General features: G+C 69.1%; 9 protein-coding genes. 1 reads left to right on the top strand and 8 read right to left on the bottom strand.

Translation table 11 applies throughout. The features are described 5' to 3' along the window. Positions 1-76: 76 nt before the first annotated feature. The 5 genes from ACFYPA_RS30070 to ACFYPA_RS30050 form a co-directional block, all read right to left on the bottom strand. A complete protein-coding gene (locus tag ACFYPA_RS30070) occupies positions 77-1,390 on the bottom strand; it encodes a cytochrome P450 (RefSeq protein WP_359082848.1) in 1,314 nt (437 codons plus the stop codon). A 9-nt stretch (positions 1,391-1,399) separates the two neighbouring features. Continuing rightward, positions 1,400-2,407, bottom strand: coding sequence for a nucleoside triphosphate pyrophosphohydrolase (locus ACFYPA_RS30065; RefSeq protein WP_359082846.1), 1,008 nt, complete (start codon positions 2,405-2,407; stop codon positions 1,400-1,402). A 33-nt stretch (positions 2,408-2,440) separates the two neighbouring features. Next, positions 2,441-3,097, bottom strand: a complete 657-nt coding sequence (locus tag ACFYPA_RS30060; protein WP_359082844.1) for a SurA N-terminal domain-containing protein — start codon at positions 3,095-3,097, stop codon at positions 2,441-2,443. A gap of 297 nt (positions 3,098-3,394) precedes the next feature. After that, the gene (locus ACFYPA_RS30055; protein WP_359082842.1) at positions 3,395-3,796 is read right to left on the bottom strand and encodes a GtrA family protein; all 402 of its coding nucleotides are present in this window, start codon (positions 3,794-3,796) and stop codon (positions 3,395-3,397) included. Beyond that, entirely contained in the window at positions 3,793-4,761 is a 969-nt protein-coding gene (locus ACFYPA_RS30050; RefSeq protein ID WP_359082840.1) for a glycosyltransferase family 2 protein, read from the bottom strand. The genes ACFYPA_RS30055 and ACFYPA_RS30050 overlap by 4 nt, the downstream gene beginning before the upstream one ends. A 128-nt stretch (positions 4,762-4,889) precedes the next feature. On the opposite strand from ACFYPA_RS30050, the gene ACFYPA_RS30045 reads away from it, so the two are divergent. Further along, a complete protein-coding gene (locus ACFYPA_RS30045; protein WP_359082838.1) occupies positions 4,890-6,092 on the top strand; it encodes a teichoic acid biosynthesis protein C in 1,203 nt (400 codons plus the stop codon). Between the two features lie 111 nt (positions 6,093-6,203). Here the strand turns inward: ACFYPA_RS30045 and ACFYPA_RS30040 are convergent, their stop codons facing one another. The 3 genes from ACFYPA_RS30040 to ACFYPA_RS30030 form a co-directional block, all read right to left on the bottom strand. Then, positions 6,204-6,779: a suppressor of fused domain protein gene (locus ACFYPA_RS30040; protein ID WP_389135458.1), complete on the bottom strand. Its 576-nt coding sequence runs from the start codon at positions 6,777-6,779 to the stop codon at positions 6,204-6,206. 24 nt (positions 6,780-6,803) lie between these two features. Beyond that, positions 6,804-7,295 carry a DUF4265 domain-containing protein gene (locus ACFYPA_RS30035; protein ID WP_359082834.1) on the bottom strand — a complete coding sequence of 164 codons (492 nt, stop codon included), beginning with the start codon at positions 7,293-7,295 and terminating at the stop codon, positions 6,804-6,806. Between the two features lie 73 nt (positions 7,296-7,368). Then, positions 7,369-17,961, bottom strand: coding sequence for a LamG-like jellyroll fold domain-containing protein (locus tag ACFYPA_RS30030; RefSeq protein ID WP_389135454.1), 10,593 nt, complete (start codon positions 17,959-17,961; stop codon positions 7,369-7,371). Positions 17,962-18,068 lie beyond the last annotated feature (107 nt).

Below are 18,068 nucleotides of genomic sequence, written 5' to 3'. Positions count from 1 at the left end.
ACTGGTGAGTCGAACGGTGAACCTAGCGGGACTCGAACGTGTGTCACAAGTCGATGCAGCAGAGATCACGTGAAAGTCACAGTGTTGACAGAGTGTCACCTTTGGCGAGGGCCGGCCCCGGCGTGAACTCCACCGGCAGCGTGCGCAGTCCGCGCATGATGAGCCCGCCACGCCACCGCAAATCGGCAGGTTCCCCCGCAAGTCGCAGGTCGGGGAGGCGCTTCAGGAGGGTGGCGAGGGCGGCCTGCCCCTCCAGCCGGGCGAGCGGCGCTCCCAGGCAGTAGTGAATGCCGTGACCGTAACCGAGGTGCTGGTTGTCGCGCCGGGAAAGGTCGAGCGTGTCCGGCCCGTCGAAGCGTTCCGGGTCCCGGTCGGCAGCCGCGAGCACGACGAGCACCGGGTCGCCCGCGCCAATGCGTTCACCGCCGATCATCAGCGCCTCGGTGGCGTACCGCCAGGTCGCGAGCTCCACCGGACCGTCGTACCGCAGCAGTTCCTCCACCCCGGTGGCCAGCAGCTCCGCCTCTCCGGCGGCCAGGGAACGCTGGAGCCGCTCGCGCTGCTCCGGGTGGCCCAACAGGGTGTGGACACCGTTGCCGATCAAATTGACCGTGGTCTCAAAACCAGCAAATAGGATGATAAAGGCCATCGCGGCGGCCTCGTTCTCCGTCAGGTGTTCACCGTGGTCGCTCGCCCGGATCAGCCCCGAGATCAGGTCGTCCCCCGGGTTCTCACGTTTGCGGTGGATCAGTTCGAGGAGATAGCCCCGCATCTTCTTCACCGAACGGGCCACCCCGCCGCGAGGGCCGCCACCGTGGCGGATCATCATGCCCGCCCAGTCGCGGAAGTCGTCCTGGTCCTCACGCGGGACGCCGAGCAGGTCGCAGATCGCGTAGATGGGGAGCGGGAAGGCGAACTCGTGGATGAGGTCCGCCTCGCCCTTCTCGATGAACCCGTCGATGAGCCGGTCGGTCAGCTCCTGCACACGCGGTGCGAACTCAGCGATGCGACGCGGGGTGAACGCCTTGGACACGAGCCGGCGCAGCCGGGTGTGGTCGGGCGGGTCGATGTTCAGCAGATGCGTCATCAGCTCCGCCTTGCGCTCGCCCGGGATGCCCGTCTTCCCCTTGGCGTGCGCGGACTCCGCGTGGTGCGCCGGGTTCTTGGACAGCCGGTTGTCGGCGAGGGCCTCCCGGGCGTCCGCGTACCGCGTCACCAGCCACGCCTCGACCCCGCTGGGCAGGGTGGTGCGGTGCACGGGGCTGTGCTCGCGCAGCCAGGCGTAGGCGGGGTACGGGTCGGTGGCGAACTCCCACGTGAAGAGTTCGGGCGCGGGCGGCGTCGCGTGCGCGGGGCAGCCGGCGGGGGCGGGGTCGGAGCTGTCGTTCACCCTCCGACGCTATCCGCCCGTCCCGTGCGGCTGGCGGACGCCCTCCGCCGCCCGGATCGCGTCCCGGTACGCACGCCCCGCGGCGCGCAGGGAGGCCTCCGGGTCGATGCCGTCCTCCTGGGCGCGCACGGCCAGCGCGAGGAGCCGGTAGCCGATGTCGTCGCCCTCGGCGCCGTCCTCGTTGCCGCCCTGGGGGAGCGCCACGTCGAGTCCGGCGGTACGGACCCGGCTCGCGAGCTTCGCGGCGAGCGCCAGGGCGGGCTGGCCGAGCGGCACGCCGTCGGTGACGGACTCGCGCTGCTTCTCGATGGCCTTCGTCCGCAGCCAGTGCGCGTGGACGTCCTCCGGCGTCTCGGCGGTCTCGTCGCCGAAGACGTGCGGGTGGCGGTGGATCAGCTTCTCGACGAGGCCGGCCGCGACGTCGTCGACGGAGAACGGCTCCTCCTCGTCCTCCTCGGCGATGCGCGCGTGGAAGACGACCTGGAGCAGTACGTCCCCGAGCTCCTCGCGGAGCTCCTCGCGGTCGCCGTCCTCGATCGCCTCGACGAGCTCGTACGCCTCCTCGATGGCGTACTTGGCGAGGCCCTTGTGGGTCTTCTGCGAGGTCCAGGGGCATTCGAGCCGGATCCGGTCCATGACCTGGACGAGGTCGAGCAGCCGGGCGCCCGGGAGGTCGTACGAGCCGGGCAGCAGCTCCAGGTTCGGCATCCGCACCCGCCCCGAGCCGGCGAGCCGGGCCAGCCCGTCGGTGAGCGGCTGATTGCCCTCGCCGCCGGTGAGGATGACGACGGTCCCGCCGCCGGCGCACGCGTCCACAAGCTCCTGCGCGTCGGGCACGCCGGGCGTGACGGTGACGCCCGCCTCGCGCAGGTACGGCAGCTGCGGCTGGCCCGGTTCCCCGCAGTGCACCCGGTCGGCGGCGTGCAGGGTCTGCCAGGCGGGCCAGGACAGGAGTCCGGGCGCGACGCGGTGGCTGGCGGTGAGCAGGACGATGCGGCCGGGGTCTTCAGCGTTCACACCGCCGAATCTACCCCGGCCGTCGGACAGTCCTCAGGCCCCGGCCTCCGCGGCCGACTGGGCGGGCTTGGTGACCTGGGTGATCCAGGGGGCCTTGTACTCGGCGAGCTGGATCTGCTGGTTGTTCCAGGTGCCGAAGCGCGGGTTGACGTCGACCTTCAGCGCCTTGGACGCCTTCGTCAGCGCGTCACCGAGCACCTTCGTACCGGCCGGCGTCGTCGGGTCGGCGCCGAGTGCCTGGCCGAGCTTGGTCAGCTGGATCTGCTCGCGCAGGAAGGTGTCGATCTGGTCCGGGGCGATCCAGCGCTCCTGGAGCACCGCGGCGCGCAGCCCGTCCTCCCCCTTGTACTGGGCGACGGCCTGCGCCCGCATCTGCTGGATCTCGGCACGGGTGACGGTCACCCCGGCGTCCGCCGAGGCCTTGTCCAGGACCCGGTCCAGGATCAGCCCGTGCAGCTTGGCGCGGCCGAGCTGGCCGGACTGGTTGGTGATCTGGGCGGCCTGCTCGGAGGCGTCCTGCGCCTTGCGCACGTCCTCCACCTGGCCCTGCACGGTGGCCACCGTGATCCGGTCCCCTCCCACGAGGGCCGCGGCGCCGGGGTGGGCCTGACTGCCGCAGGCGGTGAGGAGTGGCGCCGCGCCGAGCAGTGCGGCGGAGACGGTGAGCGCGGTGCGACGGCGGCGGTGCAAAGGAGCCTCCCGAGGAGATTGTGCGGCGGTGCACAAGGCCTTGCGGTGATCGATGCTAGAGCATCCGGCACTTGGGGGGCGGGAAAAGGAGCGGGTCCGGGTGCGTGCAGCCGCAAGGCGGAGGATTGAGGCATGGCGGAGCCATGGTGATGGACGACAACGCTGCGGATGTGCGTGCCCAGACCCGCGACGCCGCCCCCAAGTGCCGGATGCTCCAGGGCAGTGGAACGGGTCCGGTCCACTGATTCGACCAACGATTCGGCAGGAGTTGGGGATGTGGCCTGCCGGCGGCGCGGCTCAGCCGACCCGTTCGACCGCTTTCGGCGGGGTGTCCGGCCGCAGCATGATCGTGCGCGAGACCACGAACGTGATCGGGATGGCGGCCGCCGCCGCGACGAGCGGTGCGTACCGGCTGCTGAATCCGGCCAGGTCGACCAGCAGGTAGACGCCGCCGGTGGTGATGACGAAGTTGGCGGCGTTGGTGAGCGGGAAGAGCAGGAACTTCCGCCAGGTGGGGCGGGTGCGGTAGGTGAAGTACGAGTTGAGGAAGAACGACCCGGTCATGCTGAGCGCGAAGGCCAGCACATGGGCGGCTATGTACGGCAGCCAGTGCAGCAGGACGAGGTAGAAGCCGTAGTACGTGCCGGTGTTCACGGCGCCCACGAGGGCGAACCGGGCCAGCTGTGCCTTGACCGTCATCGGCGTACGAACTCCATGGGTTCCGGCTCCTGGGCCGGCCGGCGCGCCTGGGTGTTGGTGGCCTTGACCAGGAAGTGCGGGCGGCGCTTCACCTCGTAGTAGATCCGGCCGACGTACTCCCCCACCACCCCGACCATCACCATCTGGACACCGGCGAGGGCGGTGAGGACCACGAGCAGGGTGACGTATCCGGGGGTGTCGACGCCCTTCACCAGGGCGACGCCGACGATCCAGGCGGCGTAGACGAAGGCCAGGGACATCAGGAGCATGCCGAGGTAGAGCGCGGCGCGCAGCGGCTTGTTGTTGAAGGAGAGGAGGCCGTCGAGGCCGTAGTTCAGCAGTTTCCCGAAGGTCCACGCGGAGCGGCCCTGTTCCCGGACGGCGTTCTCGTAGCTGAAGGTGGTGGTGGGGAAGCCGACCCAGGCGAAGAGGCCCTTGGAGAAGCGGTTGTACTCGGTGAGTTCGAGCACGGCGTCGGCGGCCCGCCGCGACAGGAGCCGGAAGTCGCCGACGCCGTCGACGAGTTCCACGTCGACGAGCCGGTTGATGAGCCAGTAGTAGGCGCGGGCGGTGAGGGTGCGGGTGACGCGGTCGCCCTTGCGGGTGCGGCGGGCGATCACCTGGTCGTAGCCCTGCGCGTGCTCCTGGAGCATGCGGCCGACGAGCTCCGGGGGGTGCTGGAGGTCCGCGTCCATGATGACGACGGCGTCGCCCTCGGCGTGCTGGAGGCCGGCCAGCATGGCGGCTTCCTTGCCGAAGTTGCGGCTGAAGGAGACGTAGCGGGCCCGGGGGTCGGCGGCGGCCAGCTCCTGGAGGATCGGGAGCGTCCGGTCCGCGCTTCCGTCGTCCACGTACACGAGCTGGAACGCGTGGCCGAGGCGGGTCATCTCGTCCGTCACACGTTCATGGAAGCGTTCGAGGATGTCTTCCTCGTTGAAGCAGGGCACCACCAGCGAGATCAGCACGAAAGTACATCAGCCGGTCAATGTGTCGAGGGCGGATGGTGTGTGTGGCGTGGGGGCGACGGCTGGGTGAATTGAGCTGGAGGGGGGCGGGGTTGAGCGCGGTGGGGCTCCCGGCTTGGATGAGCACCATGACCCACGACAGACTCATTCACCCCAGCCGCCGCTCCTTGCTCGCGTGGAGCGGCGCGGGCGCGCTCACCGTTGCCGGAGTCTCCGCCGGCACCGGCACCGCCTCAGCCGCCACCCACCCCACGCCGGGCTCGGCGCTGCTGGTGCCTTCGCCCCGGCTCGACCTGAACAGCGCATCGGACAACTGGATACGCCAGAAGTCCCTGCGCGACACGACGATCCTCCAGTCGTTCGGCTACGACAACGCCAACGGCCACGTCTACCTGGCTCAGGTGACGCAGGGCGGGCTGAAACTCTCGGGCGAGTCCGCTGCGGTGAGCAGTGTCGACCGCAACCGGCGCGGCGACCTGACCATCACCAAGTGGGACATGTCCGGCAACACGCTGGGCTACATGTATCTGCGCGGCTTCGGACACGGCATGAGCATCGGTGTCGAGCCGGTCGGCGCCAAGGCCTACCTGTGGACGGAGGCGGACGGCCAGGAGGTCCCGGACCCGGTGCACCCGGACGACCCGACCAAGACCACCAGCCGCGGCAGGCGTCTGGCACGCTTCCCCTTCGTCAGCGGCCAGGTGCTCGACTCCGGCTCGGCCGGGCTCACCATGTACGCGCCGGTCGCGGGCGCCACGACGTACACCGCCTCCGTCGACCCGGTCTACGGCCGTCTCGCCTTCCGCTGCCGCGACACGGACGGCGCGATGATCTTCCAGGTGCACGACCTGGACCTGGCCCGCCTCGGCATCTGGAGCCAGCCGCTCGCGAGTGTCCGCGAACCGAGACTCACCGCGGTTCCCGGCTGGCCGCTGACCACCTACGGCGACCCGTTCCTCCAGGGGTACGCCGTCGTCGGCCAGTACCTCTACATGCTGCACGGCAACAGCTACGGCTCCGTCCAGAAGATCAACGGCCAGGACACGGTGATCTCCGCCCCCGGCGTCGGCAACACGTTCATCACCTCGGTGAACCTCACCACGGGCGCCCTGGACCCCGCGCCGCCCACGCCGTTCAAGGAGACGGTCAACCCGGCCCACACGGCGGCCGCGTACTCGCTGGACTACCGGGAGCCGGAGGGGCTGGGAGTCCACATCCCGGACCCGGCCCAGCCGGGCGTCTTCCGGATCGGGATGGGCTTCGCCTCGGGTGTGGCGGGGGCGCGGGTGGCGACGGTCTACGGCAAGGCGGGGCTCGTTCAGCCGTCCTGACCTGACTGGGCGGGGCGGGGCCGGAGAGCCAAGCGCCCCCGTACCGGCGCCCGGACGCGAGCGCGGGCCCCCGGAGAGTTCCGGAGGCCCGCGCTCATCCCGCTGCCGGGGCTACAGGCTCATCGGCGGACGGCCGAGGTCGAACAGATCAGGATCCTGCTTGGTCAGTTCCTCCTCGAAGACCGGCCAGCCCCTCTCCGTGACGTAGTCCGCCTCGACGCCGTGGAGCGGCACCAGCCACGCCACGGAGACATGCGTCCCGTTCTCCAGGTCGACGGAGAAGAAGGCGTCATCGAAGTAGACCGGCATCGCCGCGTAGAGGTGCGCCAGGGTTCCGCCCGGACGCAGCGGCATCGGCAAGGACACGACATCCCCGCGAAGAACCGCTTTCCCCGTCGCCGCCAAGCGCTCAGCCACCCACTCCAGCACTCCGGGGAACGGCCCGTACTCATCCCCGGCAACGGGGCGAGTACAACCGAGCAACTCCAGGTGCTGAGATTCGCCCGTAGTGGGAGAGACCAGGTGCGTCTGGTGCAGGGTGGTCGTGGCAAAGGACTGAACGCCATCGAAGACGCCGCCGGTGAAATACCCCACCTGTGCGGCACCTTCAGGAGGGCCATCCCTGACCGACCACGCACCGACAAGCTGACCCAGGCGTGATTCGAAATGGTCGATCAGAATAGCCATCTTCGTTGTCCAGACTGTTCCGCGCTACCGGGTGAAGGGCCTGGCGTCGCTCCACTCCCAGTACACGCGCTCCGACTCCCGCTGGGCGGCAAAGAATTCCTGGAGTGCCCGCGAATCGCTCCCGGGGGGAATATCAATGGCGACATGGCGATGACCGCTCCACTCGCTGAGGAATCCCGACCCCTCAGCCAGCTCGTTGACCGAGGCGGAAATCTCGGAGATCCCCTCCGCCGAAACGGTGGGAGCGATGAGCCCTCTCATCGTGCGGTGGCTTCCGGAACGGACGATGCGCGACACGACATCGTCGCCGTCGAGCTCCACGACGTCATGCAACGACATCCCGTAGACCCTGAACGGAATACACAGGACTTCATGTGTTCCGTCCCCGTTCACGCCGAGCCATATCTGCTCCATGTGCTGGGCGAAACCAAACGGAGCGAGATCCACCATGGCGATGTACTGGTCGGTGGACATGATCGCCGGGTCGTCATGAACAATGTACTTCTGCGAATCCACTGCGTGGCGCCTTCCTGGGACGGCCCTAAAAGGTCGGGCGCCGCTCGATACGCGGCGCCCGACCCGAAGGGTACTACTTCTTCACATAGGGGGAGAGGCCGTACGTGCTGGCCCACCCGGTCTTCATGTTGGTCGGCCACCACGGCGGCGGCCATGCTCCCTTGTAATTCGCGGGAGGCGTTTTCGGTGCCACGCGCTCCCTCTTCGAACTGTTACACCGCCTGCACGCGGGCGTCGTGTTGAGATCAGTGAGGTCACCCCCACCGATTCTCGCTTCGACGTGATCGACCGCCTGCGCAGGATTCACCCGGCAGTACGAGCAGATGGGCGGAGTGGAGCCGGGGCTCGCATTCACGCCGATGTCGTAACTCCCGAGCAACGCCGCCGGAATGGTGTCACCGGCACCGTGGCCGCCCGAGGAACCTCCGGGAATGTCGTACACGTCATGCCGTCCGTTGACGGTGCACGCGATGGGCGTGTTTTGGTTGTGCACGAGCACCGCGGCGTCGCCGGCGCCCACGTGGTACGTGTGCAGCCCCTCGACACTCAGGTCGTACGTGACGGTCTGCGCCGTGAACGCCTTGACGTCGATCACCACGGCCGGGCGGCCCGACTCGGTCTGGAGCTTCTGGCCGGCCTGGAGATCGACCGCCTGGGTCCAGGCGTTCTTGGTGGCCTCGTAGAACTGGTGGTGCTCAGTCGTGTGGATCGTCTTCGGGCCCGACTTCGTGGACACGGTGATGTCCACGAACGCACGGTCCGTCTTGGTGACGATGACCGCCGTGACCTTGTGCTTCTCCTTCTCCTTCTTACCCGGTTCGGCCGTGAGGACGTAGTCCCCGACCTTGATCTCGGAGATCGGCTTGGTCGTGGTGTTCGCCAGGACCACCGGAGTGGCTCCGGTGAAGCTGTGCGGGGTGCAGCCCTTGCGGCCGCCGACCTTGCTCGCCGCCGCGCCGAACACGCCACCCGTCACCGCGCCGACCGCCGTGGCCTTCGCCGCGCCGGAGACGCTGCAGCCCTCCTCGCTGGCCACGCAGGAGATGCCGTAGCCGACCGCGCCTTCCGCGGCACCGCCCGCAGCACCCATCGCCGCGCCGTTCAGCGCCTTGCCGCCGACACCGGCGAGCAGGCGGCCCACCGCGCCGGAGGCCGCGCCGCCGGCCGCGCCGCCGAGGGCGCCGGTGAGGGCTCCCACGCCGACCGCGGTCGCGAAGCCGGCCAGGGTCTTGGGACCGTCACTCATCGCGTAGCCGACCGCGTTGGCCGCAGCGCCAGCCAGGGCACCGCAGCCGATGACACCCACGCCACCGGTCGCCGCGGTACAACCCGCGAAGACCACCACCCCGACCGCGACGGAGGCGATCGTCGAAGCGTGCTGCTTCACGAAGTTGGCTGTGGCCTTCGCCGCCTTCTTGACGGCCTTGCCGACCTTCTTGGCGGCCTTCACCACCTTGTGCGCCACGCTCTTGACGGCCTTGGCGACCTTGCGGACCGTCTTCTTGACGTGTTTGACGACCTTGTGGACGTATTTCTTGACGCGCTTATAGGTCCGCTTGACGTATCTCTTGACCTTTTTGACGCTGTCGGCGACATAGTGCACGGCCTTGCGCACCACGCGCTTGGCCTTCTTGACGACCTTCTTGACCGCCTTCTTGATCTTCTTGGCGGCGGCCTTGACCTTCTTCGCGACCTTCTTGACCGCGGCCTTGGTCTTCTTGTAGGCCGACTTGACGACCTTCTTGACCTTCTTCTTGACCTTCTTGATGGCCTTGTCGACGAAGCTCGGCCAGTGACCCGTCGGGTCGGTGGCCGTCATCGGGTTCTGGTCCGCGTACGCGTAGCGGTTCGCGGACACCGAGGTCGGCAGCGGGTTCATGCCCACCGTGTCGCGGCTGTTGAACTGGCCGGTCTCCGGTGAGTACCAGCGCGCCGCCATGTTGACCTTGGCGGTCTCCGGGTCCGTCCACCCCGACTGGTAGCCGAGGTGTCCGACCATGCCGGTCGACTGCTCGACCTTCCCGAACGGGGAGTACGTGGTCGAGCCCGTCAGCGCCTCGCCGTCCGCGGTGAACTGGCCCACCACGTCGTCGTGGATGTCGGTCAGTGCGAGCACCGAACCCATCGCCGACTTGATGCCCATCAGCGAACCGTCGACGTTGCGGCTGTAGCTGGTGCCGCCGTCGGACGCCACGTCGTTGCCGGCCCCGCTGTACGCGAAGTCGTACAGCGAGCCGCCCTGGCCGTCGCTCGCCTTCAGCGTCCGGTCCAGGCCGTCGTACGTGTAGGTCCGCTCGCCCTCGCTGATGACGCGGTTGAAGGCGTCCGCCTTCACCGAGGTCTGCACACCGCCCTCGTCGGTGACCGAACTCATCGTGCCGCGCGCGGTGTACGTGTACGTGTTCTGCCCGTCCGAGGAGAGTCGGTTGCGGGCGTCGTACGTGTAGGTGTCACCGCCCACGCGGGTCCGGTTGCCGGACGCGTCGTAGCCGTACTGCTCGGTCGCACTCCCGTTGTTCCAGGACGACAGGCGGTTCGCCCAGTCGTACGTGTACGTGTTCGTGGCGGCCCCGGCGACACCGGTCGTCGTCTTCGACGTCTCGTTGCCGTTGAGGTCGTAGCCGTAGGTGAACGACGCCAGGGACTTGCCCGTGGGTGACGTCAGCTTGTCCGTGGTCAGCTGGCCCAGGGAGTCGTACGAGAAGTCACGCCTGCCCTTGCCCTGGCCGTACTCGATCGAGGTCACGTTGGACTCGGTGTCGTAGCCGTACGTCATCGACGTACCGCTCGCACCGTCCACCGCCGACTTGAGCCGGCCCGCCGTGTCGTACCCGAAGGTCGACGTGCCCGACGCGTCCTTGCGCGAGGTCATCGCGCCATTGCCGTCGTAGGCGAAGGAGGAGGTGCCGGAGGGGCCGTTGGCACTCAGGAGCAGGCCGCGGTCGTCGTAGGAGAAGGTGTTCTTCTCCTCGTCCGCGCCCGCCACCGAGGTGACCTGGTCGTCCTCGTCGTAGGTGTAGGTGTGGTCGGTGGTCTCCGCCTCCGCGCCCGTGCCGTGCTGGCGGACCAGCCGGCCCCGGTCGTCGTACTCGTTGCTGACGACGACCCCGCCAGGGGAGCGCTGCTCCTGGGGGCGTCCCGCCACGTCGTAGATCATCGTGAACGTGCGGTCCACGAGGTCCGGATGCGCCGGAGTGGACGGTTCGATCTCCTTCTCCGCCATGCCCCACGTGTTGTACGTGGTGAGGAAGGCGTTGCCGCGGCCGTCGGTGAAGCGCGTGCGGTTGCCCGCCGCGTCGTAGCCGAAGGTCGTGGTGATCGACTCGGTCGCCGAGACCGGCTGGACCGCCTTGGTGATCAGACCCGTCGCATCGCTCGTGAGCGTGACGGTGTGGCCCCGGTAGTCGGTCACCGACGTCGGGTTGCCCGCACGGTCGTAGGTGGAGCTGCTGGTCCGCAGCACCTTGCCCGTCGCGTCCAGGTCCTTCGTGGCGGTCAGCTGTCCGTAGCCGTCGTAGGTGTTGGCGGTGCTGGTGCCGTCGGCGTCCACCGACGTGAGCGGCCGGCCGTCCATGTCGTACGTGAAGCGGCTGGTGGCGCCCGCGGCGTCGGTCACCTCCGTCGTCTCGCCGAGGACGTTGTACTTGTAGGACTCGCTCACCCCGGTCGGGCTGACCGTCCGGGAGAGTTCACCCCCCGGTGCCTTGTACTCGTTGATGGACGTGTAGGCCCGCTCGGTCGGCTGGCGCACGATGTCCGTGTCCGTGACCGGGCGGCCGAGGTAGTCCCAGGTCGTCTCCTGGCGGGCGCCGCCGGGCCGGGTGGCCGACAGCTGGTCGCCGTTGGCGGTGTACGTGTACCGCGTCGTGGCGCCGCCGGGCTCCTTGACCGAGGCCAGGTCGCCGAGCTGGGTGTAGGTGTACTCGGTGCGCTTGCCCAGCGGGTCGACCTCGGCGGTGACCTGGCCGAGCTTGTTGTACTCGTTCCAGGTCGCGGCCGTGATCGGGGCCGAGGCCCCGGGCGGGGTGTAGTTCGGCATCGTCGTCGAGGACTCCTGGCCCTCGGCGTCGTACGCCGTCGTCACCACGTTGCCCAGCGGGTCGGAGGACTCGGTGTCCTCACCGAACGTGTTGTAGCCGGTCATCGACACCGGGCGGACCGACACCGGGGTGCCACCGCCGGTCTCGCTGTTGACGGCGGGCTCGGTGACGCTGGTCTGCTGACCGGCCTCGTCGTAGCCGTAGTCGGTGGTGACTCCGTTCTCGTCGGTCATGGACAGCGGCAGGCCGCGCTGGTCCAGCTTCCAGGCGTTGGTGCGGACGGAGCTGCCCGCGGCCGGCAGGGTGCCGGCCTTGAGCGCGGTCACCTGCGCGGCGGTCAGCGCCTCGCCGTAGACCTGGATGTCGCTGAGCGCGCCGTTGGTGTTCTCCTTGCCGGGGATCCTCCGCCCGATCTGGAGCGGGCCCGTGGCGTCCCAGGGAGTGGTGAACGCCGTCGAGGTGCCGGCCTGTACGCCGTTGACGTACAGCCGGATCTGGGCCGCTTCCTTGTCGTACACACCGGTCAGGTGCGTCCAGGTGCCCGTGGCCACCGCCGCGGTGCCGGAGCTGGCCCGCACGATGGCCGGGCTCGCCATGTCCGCGCTGTGCCGGTTGAACGTCCACCCGTACGCCGTGGAGTAGTACAGCTGGAAACCGCTGGCGGACTCCCCGGACTGGGCCAGGAAGGTGTTGTTGGCCGCCGTGGAGTTCAGCTTCACCCACGTCGAGACGGTGAACGAGCCGCCGGTGTTGACCACCGCGCCCTTCGTCTCGCCGTAGGCGTTCGTCGTGCCGTCGAAGACCGCGGCGCCGCCGTGCTCGGTGGAGTGGGTGACCCCACTGCCGAAACCGACGCTCCGGTTGCCGCCGGACGAGTCCGCGGCCGAGGTGCCGCTCGTCTCGGCCAGCTTCCAGCGGGCCACCGGTGCGGTGGTGCCGTCGTGGAGGGTGGAGCCGGTGACGTTGCCGAGGTTGTCGTAGAGCGTGTCCTCGGTGCTGGTACGGCCGTCGGCCGGGTCGAGGTCGGTCTCCGAGACGACGTTGTCGTCCGGGTCGTAGCTCACCTTCGTGGTCCGGGCGAGCCCCCCCGGGTCCAGGACCGACGACGTGGTGCGGTCGGAGGCGTCCACCGTGAAGGTGGACACCGTCTGGCCGTCGTTGGTGACCTGCTTGACCAGGTTGCCGGCCGCGTCGTAGGTGTTGGCCTCCTCGGTGAAGGAGAGGCCGTTGGCCGGGTCCTTGCGCATCACCGAGGCGGCGAGGCCGTCGTCGGTGTACGTGTACGCCGTGACGTGGCCCATCGCGTCGGTGATCGACGCGAGGCGGCCCGCCGGGTCGTAGGCGCGGGACTCCTGCACGAGGGTCGTGGGCGACGTCGGGTTCGCCGGGTCGCCCGTGTAGTTCAGCAGGTTGGTGGTGAGGGGCCTGCCCTCGCCGTCGAAGGTGTACGTGTTGACGTTGCCGGCCGGGTCGGTCTCCTTGACCTTGTTGCCGTACACGTCGTACTCGAACGACGTGGTGTCGCCGCCCGGGTCGGTCCTCGACGCCATGCGGTTGTACGCGTCGTACGTGATCGAGGTGGCGCGGGAGGCGTCACCGCCGGTCAGGTCCGCGATCGTCTGCGAGGAGACGTTGCCGTCGGCGTCGTAGACGGTGCTGGTCCGCCCGGTGTGGACGGCGCCGGTGACCCGGTTGGTGACCGGCGGGTCGGTCTCGGTGAGGACCTGGTCGTCCTTGTCGTACGTCAGGGTCGTGGTGAGGCCGCCCGGCTGGGCGTCGGTCACCTCGGTCCTGGTGAGCTGACGTCCGAGGTTGTCGTACGTGCTCCGTTCCTTCGCCCCGTTGGCGTCGGTCGTCTCGGCGACGTCACCGTTGGCGAAGTAGGAGTACGCGGTCTTCCGGCCGCCGGGGGTGACCACCTCGGCGACCAGCCCGGCCGGCGCCTTCGCGGTGCCGCCCTCGGCCGCCGCGGTGGTTGCGGTGGTGTACGTCGTGGTGGCGGTCCGCCCGTCGGGGTGGCCCGGCACCGGCGGCGTCGTCACCGAGGTGAGGTTGCCCGCCGTGTCGTACACGTAACTGGTCAGGTAGGTGTTGTCCGTCGGGCCCGAGGAACGGCCGTCGCGCTCGGTGAGCACCAGGTCGTTGCGCGGGTCCATCGGCGGGAACGCCGTGGTCGAGTCCGGGTAGTACGTGTAGTAGTCGGTGGCGCACTTGCCCGCGGCCGTGTCCTGGCACATGGTCTGGGAGACCGTGTTGCCCCGGATGTCGTGGCCGGTGATCGAGCGGTTGCCGTTGGCGTCGGTCACGGTGCGCAGGAAGCCCGCCGTGTCGTAGCCGTACGTGGTCCGCTTGCCGTTGGTGTCGATCGCGGTCAGCAGACGGTTGCCCATCTCCGCGTCGTACACGTAGGTCAGCGTCTTCTCGGTGGGGTCGGTGAGCTTCACCGTCCGCACCGGGGCGACGCCAGCGGAGGCCTTGTACGCCGACCAGTGCTGTTCGACCTGCTCCTCGGTGAGGCCGGCCGCGTGCACGGCGACCTCGGCGATGGAGCCGGTGAAGTAGCTGATGTCGGCGGGGGCGCTGATCCAGCCCTTGGCGAAGCCCGCGCCGATGTAGGTGTGCTTGTTGTTCTCGTCTCCGGCCGCCCCGTTGTGGACGCCCTGCTTCACACCGTCCAGGTACATCGTCTGGGTGGTGCCGGTGGCGGAGAGCACCGCGTGGTGCCAGCCGTTGTCCGTGACCGTGGACGTGGAACCGAAGTCCGCCGATCCACTGCCGCTCGCGCTCCACCAGTGACCGCGCAGCTTGCCGTCGGCGGCGACGTAGAGCAGCGGGGAGTGCGATCCCACGACCCCTGCGGGGTCGTTGATGGCCTGGTCCTGGTCCGCGACCAGCACGCCCGGCTTCGCCGTCTTGAACCACAGCTCGACGGACCGATCGCCCTTGGCGTGCCAGGTCCCGTAGGGGACCTCCGCGTACGAGCTGGTGCCGTTGAACTGCGCCGCCGTGACATCACCGGCGCCGAACGGCCCGGCCACGCCCTGGGTGACGCTGTTGTACGTGCCGAAGCCGGTGTGCAGCTCGTTGGCGGCCTGCGCGGCACCCTGGGTGTCGTCCAGGCGCCAGTAGCCGGCCGGCGCCGTGCCCATCACCGCGGAGCGGTAGACCTGGGACGAGCCGGTGACGGTGGCGGGGTTCAGCTTCCAGGTACCGCCGTCGCCATCGGTGGCCTGGGCGACCAGGTCGTCCGTGGTGCCGTAGGTGACGGCCGACTGGGTCTTGCCGTTCGGCGTGGTGATCTTGTTGAGCAGTCCTGCGGACCGGGTGGCCGCGAGGTACTGCGCGGTGATGACCGACGGGTCGAGCGCCTCGGTGTAGACGGCGACCTCGGCGAGCTGTCCGGAGTAGTGCCCCAGCTTGTCGGAGGCGTTCATGGCCGGCCAGCCGTCGGTGTTCACCCCGGCGCCGAAGGAGATGTAGGGCTGCTCCCAGTCGTTGATGGTGCCCGCGAGGGTGCCCTGCTTGGCGCCGTCGAGGTAGAGCGTCTGCGTGGTCGCCGCTCCGGTGAGGGCCACGTTGTGCCACTTGCCGTCCGTGACGGTGGCCGTGGACGCGATCGTGGTCATGCACCCGGGGGACATGGCGAGGCAGCCACGGAGCTTGCCGTCCGTGCCGACGTACACCGCCGGGGTGTTCTTCTTCGTGTTCGTGACCGGGTCGGCGTCACTGAGCGGCTTGTCCCCGTAGTAGAAGAGGACACCGCCCGCCTGGGTGGTCTTGAACCACAGCGACACCGTCGTGTACGAGGGCGTGGCGCCGGGGGCGCTCGGGATCTCGACGTACGACGTGGTGCCGTTGAAGGTGGCGGCCTTCTGCGTGGAGCCGGCCAGCGGGCCGGTCCCGCCGAGGGTCACGTTGCGGTACAGGCCGTTGAACTTGCCCTGGTTGAGGTCGACCGTGTCGCTCGCGACCGTGCCGCCGGTCTCCCCCAGCCGCCAGTACGCGAACGGGTCCGCGTCCATGACGGTGGTGCGGTAGTGGTTGCCCGTGGCGTAGCCGTAGACGGTGCACTTGGTGGGGTCGGCGGGCGGGCAGACCTTGGTGAGCTGGTCGCCGGTGTAGCCGTAGTTCCAGACCTGGGCGGTGCTCGCGTCCCCGGCCTTGGCGGGGTCCGTGGTCACGGTCGACACGTGCGGGGCGGTGGCCCCGGAGGGGGTCTGCCAGGCGAAGGACAGCGACCGGTCGGACGTGGTGTTGGTGACCTTGCTGAGCTTGCCGCTCGTGTAGGTGAAGGTCTCCGCCCGGTTCGCGTAGTCCTTGATCGACGAGATCGCGAACGCGCCGGTCCGGCCGGTCACCGCCTGCTGGAAGCTGTAGGTGGTGAAGTCCTTGTCGGTCAGCGTGTAACCGCCGCCCGACGCGGCCGCCGCCAGTCTGGCGTACCGCCCCATCGGAGGCACGAAGGTGCCGTCGGCGTTGCGGCCGAAGGCGACCTGCTCGCCGCCCGGGTAGGTGATCACGACGCTGGTGAGAGTGCCCGCGCCGTCCTTCACCTCCACGGCCGTCATGTCGGTGACCGTCGCCCAGCCGGCGCCGAAGGCACCGTCGGTGCGCGGGTCACGGCTGTTGTACGAGCGCTCCACGGACAGCGACGGGCCGACGACCTCGACCTCGGCGTCGGTGTCCTCGGTGGTGTAGTTGGCGTCGCTCGGGTCGAATTCGTGGCCGTCGGTGTTCTGGGAGAGGCCCGAGGTGACCGGTGGCTGCGGCACCGCCGTGGCGAACCGGCTCGCCGAGTACATCACCGAGTCGTATCCGTCGGTGACGCTGACGTACCAGGCGTAGTTCTTGCTCCACTTGAGCTTGCCGGCGGGTATCTTCCAGCTGCTCTTGGTGATGATCCCGGAGGTGGCGACGGGCGTGGTGCTGTCGCTGTCCGCGTCGTACACCTCGAAGGCGTACGTCAGGGCAGCCATCGGCCACTTGTCGGCGTCGCTCGCGTAGACGAGCAGCTCCGGCTGGAGGGTGTTCGACTGGTGGTTCTCCGGCGGGTACTGGGCGTTGATCTGCGGCGCCTTGTTGGGCGTGTACGTCAGGTCCAGTGCGGGCCGGAAGGCCGCCGTGGTGCTGTTGTCGGAGTGGAACTTCTTCCAGTGCAGTCCGTCGGACGTCGGCGCGGTCAGGGCCAGGCCGTAGTTGGCGCTGCCGGTGGCGACGCCATCGAACCAATCGGTGGACAGCTTGACCGGCATCTTCGTGCCGACGCTCAGGGAGTTGGCGGTGTTGCTGCAGGAGGCCCCGGGGGCGACCGTGGCACTGCCGATCGCGGCGCCGTACGCCGGGCCGGGGTAGGAGGTGACACCGGCCGGGGTCCAGGACTTGGTGATCGGGTGGACCGAGAACGGCTCCGCCGTGCAGGTCGCGGACCAGATCGCGTACACGTTCAGGGTGGCGGCGGTGACCCGCTGGCCCTTGAGCGTGGTGCCCAGCGAGGAGAACTGGAGGAACGAGTTCGTCTTGTTGGTGCCGGAGTCGTAACTGCCGACCTTGATCTGGTTCTCGGTGGAGTGGTCGCCGCCGATGGTGTTCTGCGCGTACGTCGTGTTGCCGGCGGTGATCGTCGGGTCCACGGTGACGGGGTAGGACCGGGCGGGGTCGTCCAGCCAGTCGCGGTCGGCGGTCAGCCGCAGGGCGGGCTTTCCGTCGGCGGTGGTCAGTTCGTAGGTCACCGCGCGGGATATCGCCGCGTCACCGGAGCGGGGGTCGATCCTGGAGTCCTCCATGAAGGCGTGGGGAATGGTGGCGGTCACCTCCCCGTCCCCGTCGGTGAACCGCACGTCGCCGTTGTCCGCGATGCGCGGGGTGAGTCCCCGGATGTCCAGCGGGAACAGCCAGGAGTTCGGGGCCTCGGCCGAGCGCAGGACCAGCCGCTCCTTGAAGCCCTCGGCGAGCGGGGAGAGCAGCAGGTCGGTGTCCGGCAGGACGTCGGCGTACGTCGCCGTGTTGTCGGCGTCGACCGTGGCGGTGGCCTTCTTCGCGCCGCGGAGCGAGTAGGCGAAGCTGCGGCCCTCGCCGAAGTCGACGGAGGCGAGCTGCTGGTCGCCCGCGTCCGGGGCGAACTCGACGTCCAGGGAGTTGGCGGCCTGCTGGAGCCGCCCGTCCTTGTCCCGCGTCAGATCGGTGTCGATCGGCTTCCAGGCGCCGTCGGCGCCCTTGAAGTTGGACCGGCCCGCGTAATGGCGGACGGTGGTCGACCCGTCGGCGTTGACGAAGTAGTCGGAGGTCGCCGTGGACTTCTTCGCGTTCCGCCTGCTCGTCTTCGCGTCGAAGCTCTTGGCGTTGCCCGCTACGGAGTCGGTGACCGCCGTGCGGGGGCGGTCGTCGGGCCGGGTGTAGGCGCCGAGTTCGCCCTTGCCCTTGCCCGCCTTGTGACCGACGGCGAGATCGCTGCTGGTCTGGTCCGCGGTGGCGGTGTGGCTCTTGCCGCGTGCGGTGCCGCTTTCCTGGTCGGGGGTGTGCAGGGGGGATTCGTCCAGCCACTTCCACAGCCCGGACAGGGACATCTTCGGCATCGAGAGCGCCGGAAGGGTCTCACCCGTCGCGGACGCGGTCTCGGTCGTGAGCATGCACGAGAGCGAGACGAGTACGGCGACTGCCGTGCCTCGCGCCCTGCGTCGTCCGACGGGGCCTGGGGGGAACAACGATGATGGTCTTCGCCATCGAGCACGCATCG

It is taken from the genome of Streptomyces sp. NPDC005775, assembly GCF_042871565.1.
Taxonomy (GTDB): domain Bacteria; phylum Actinomycetota; class Actinomycetes; order Streptomycetales; family Streptomycetaceae; genus Streptomyces.
Note: the sequence above shows the minus strand (reverse complement) of the source record. Positions and strands in the feature narration are given on the sequence as shown.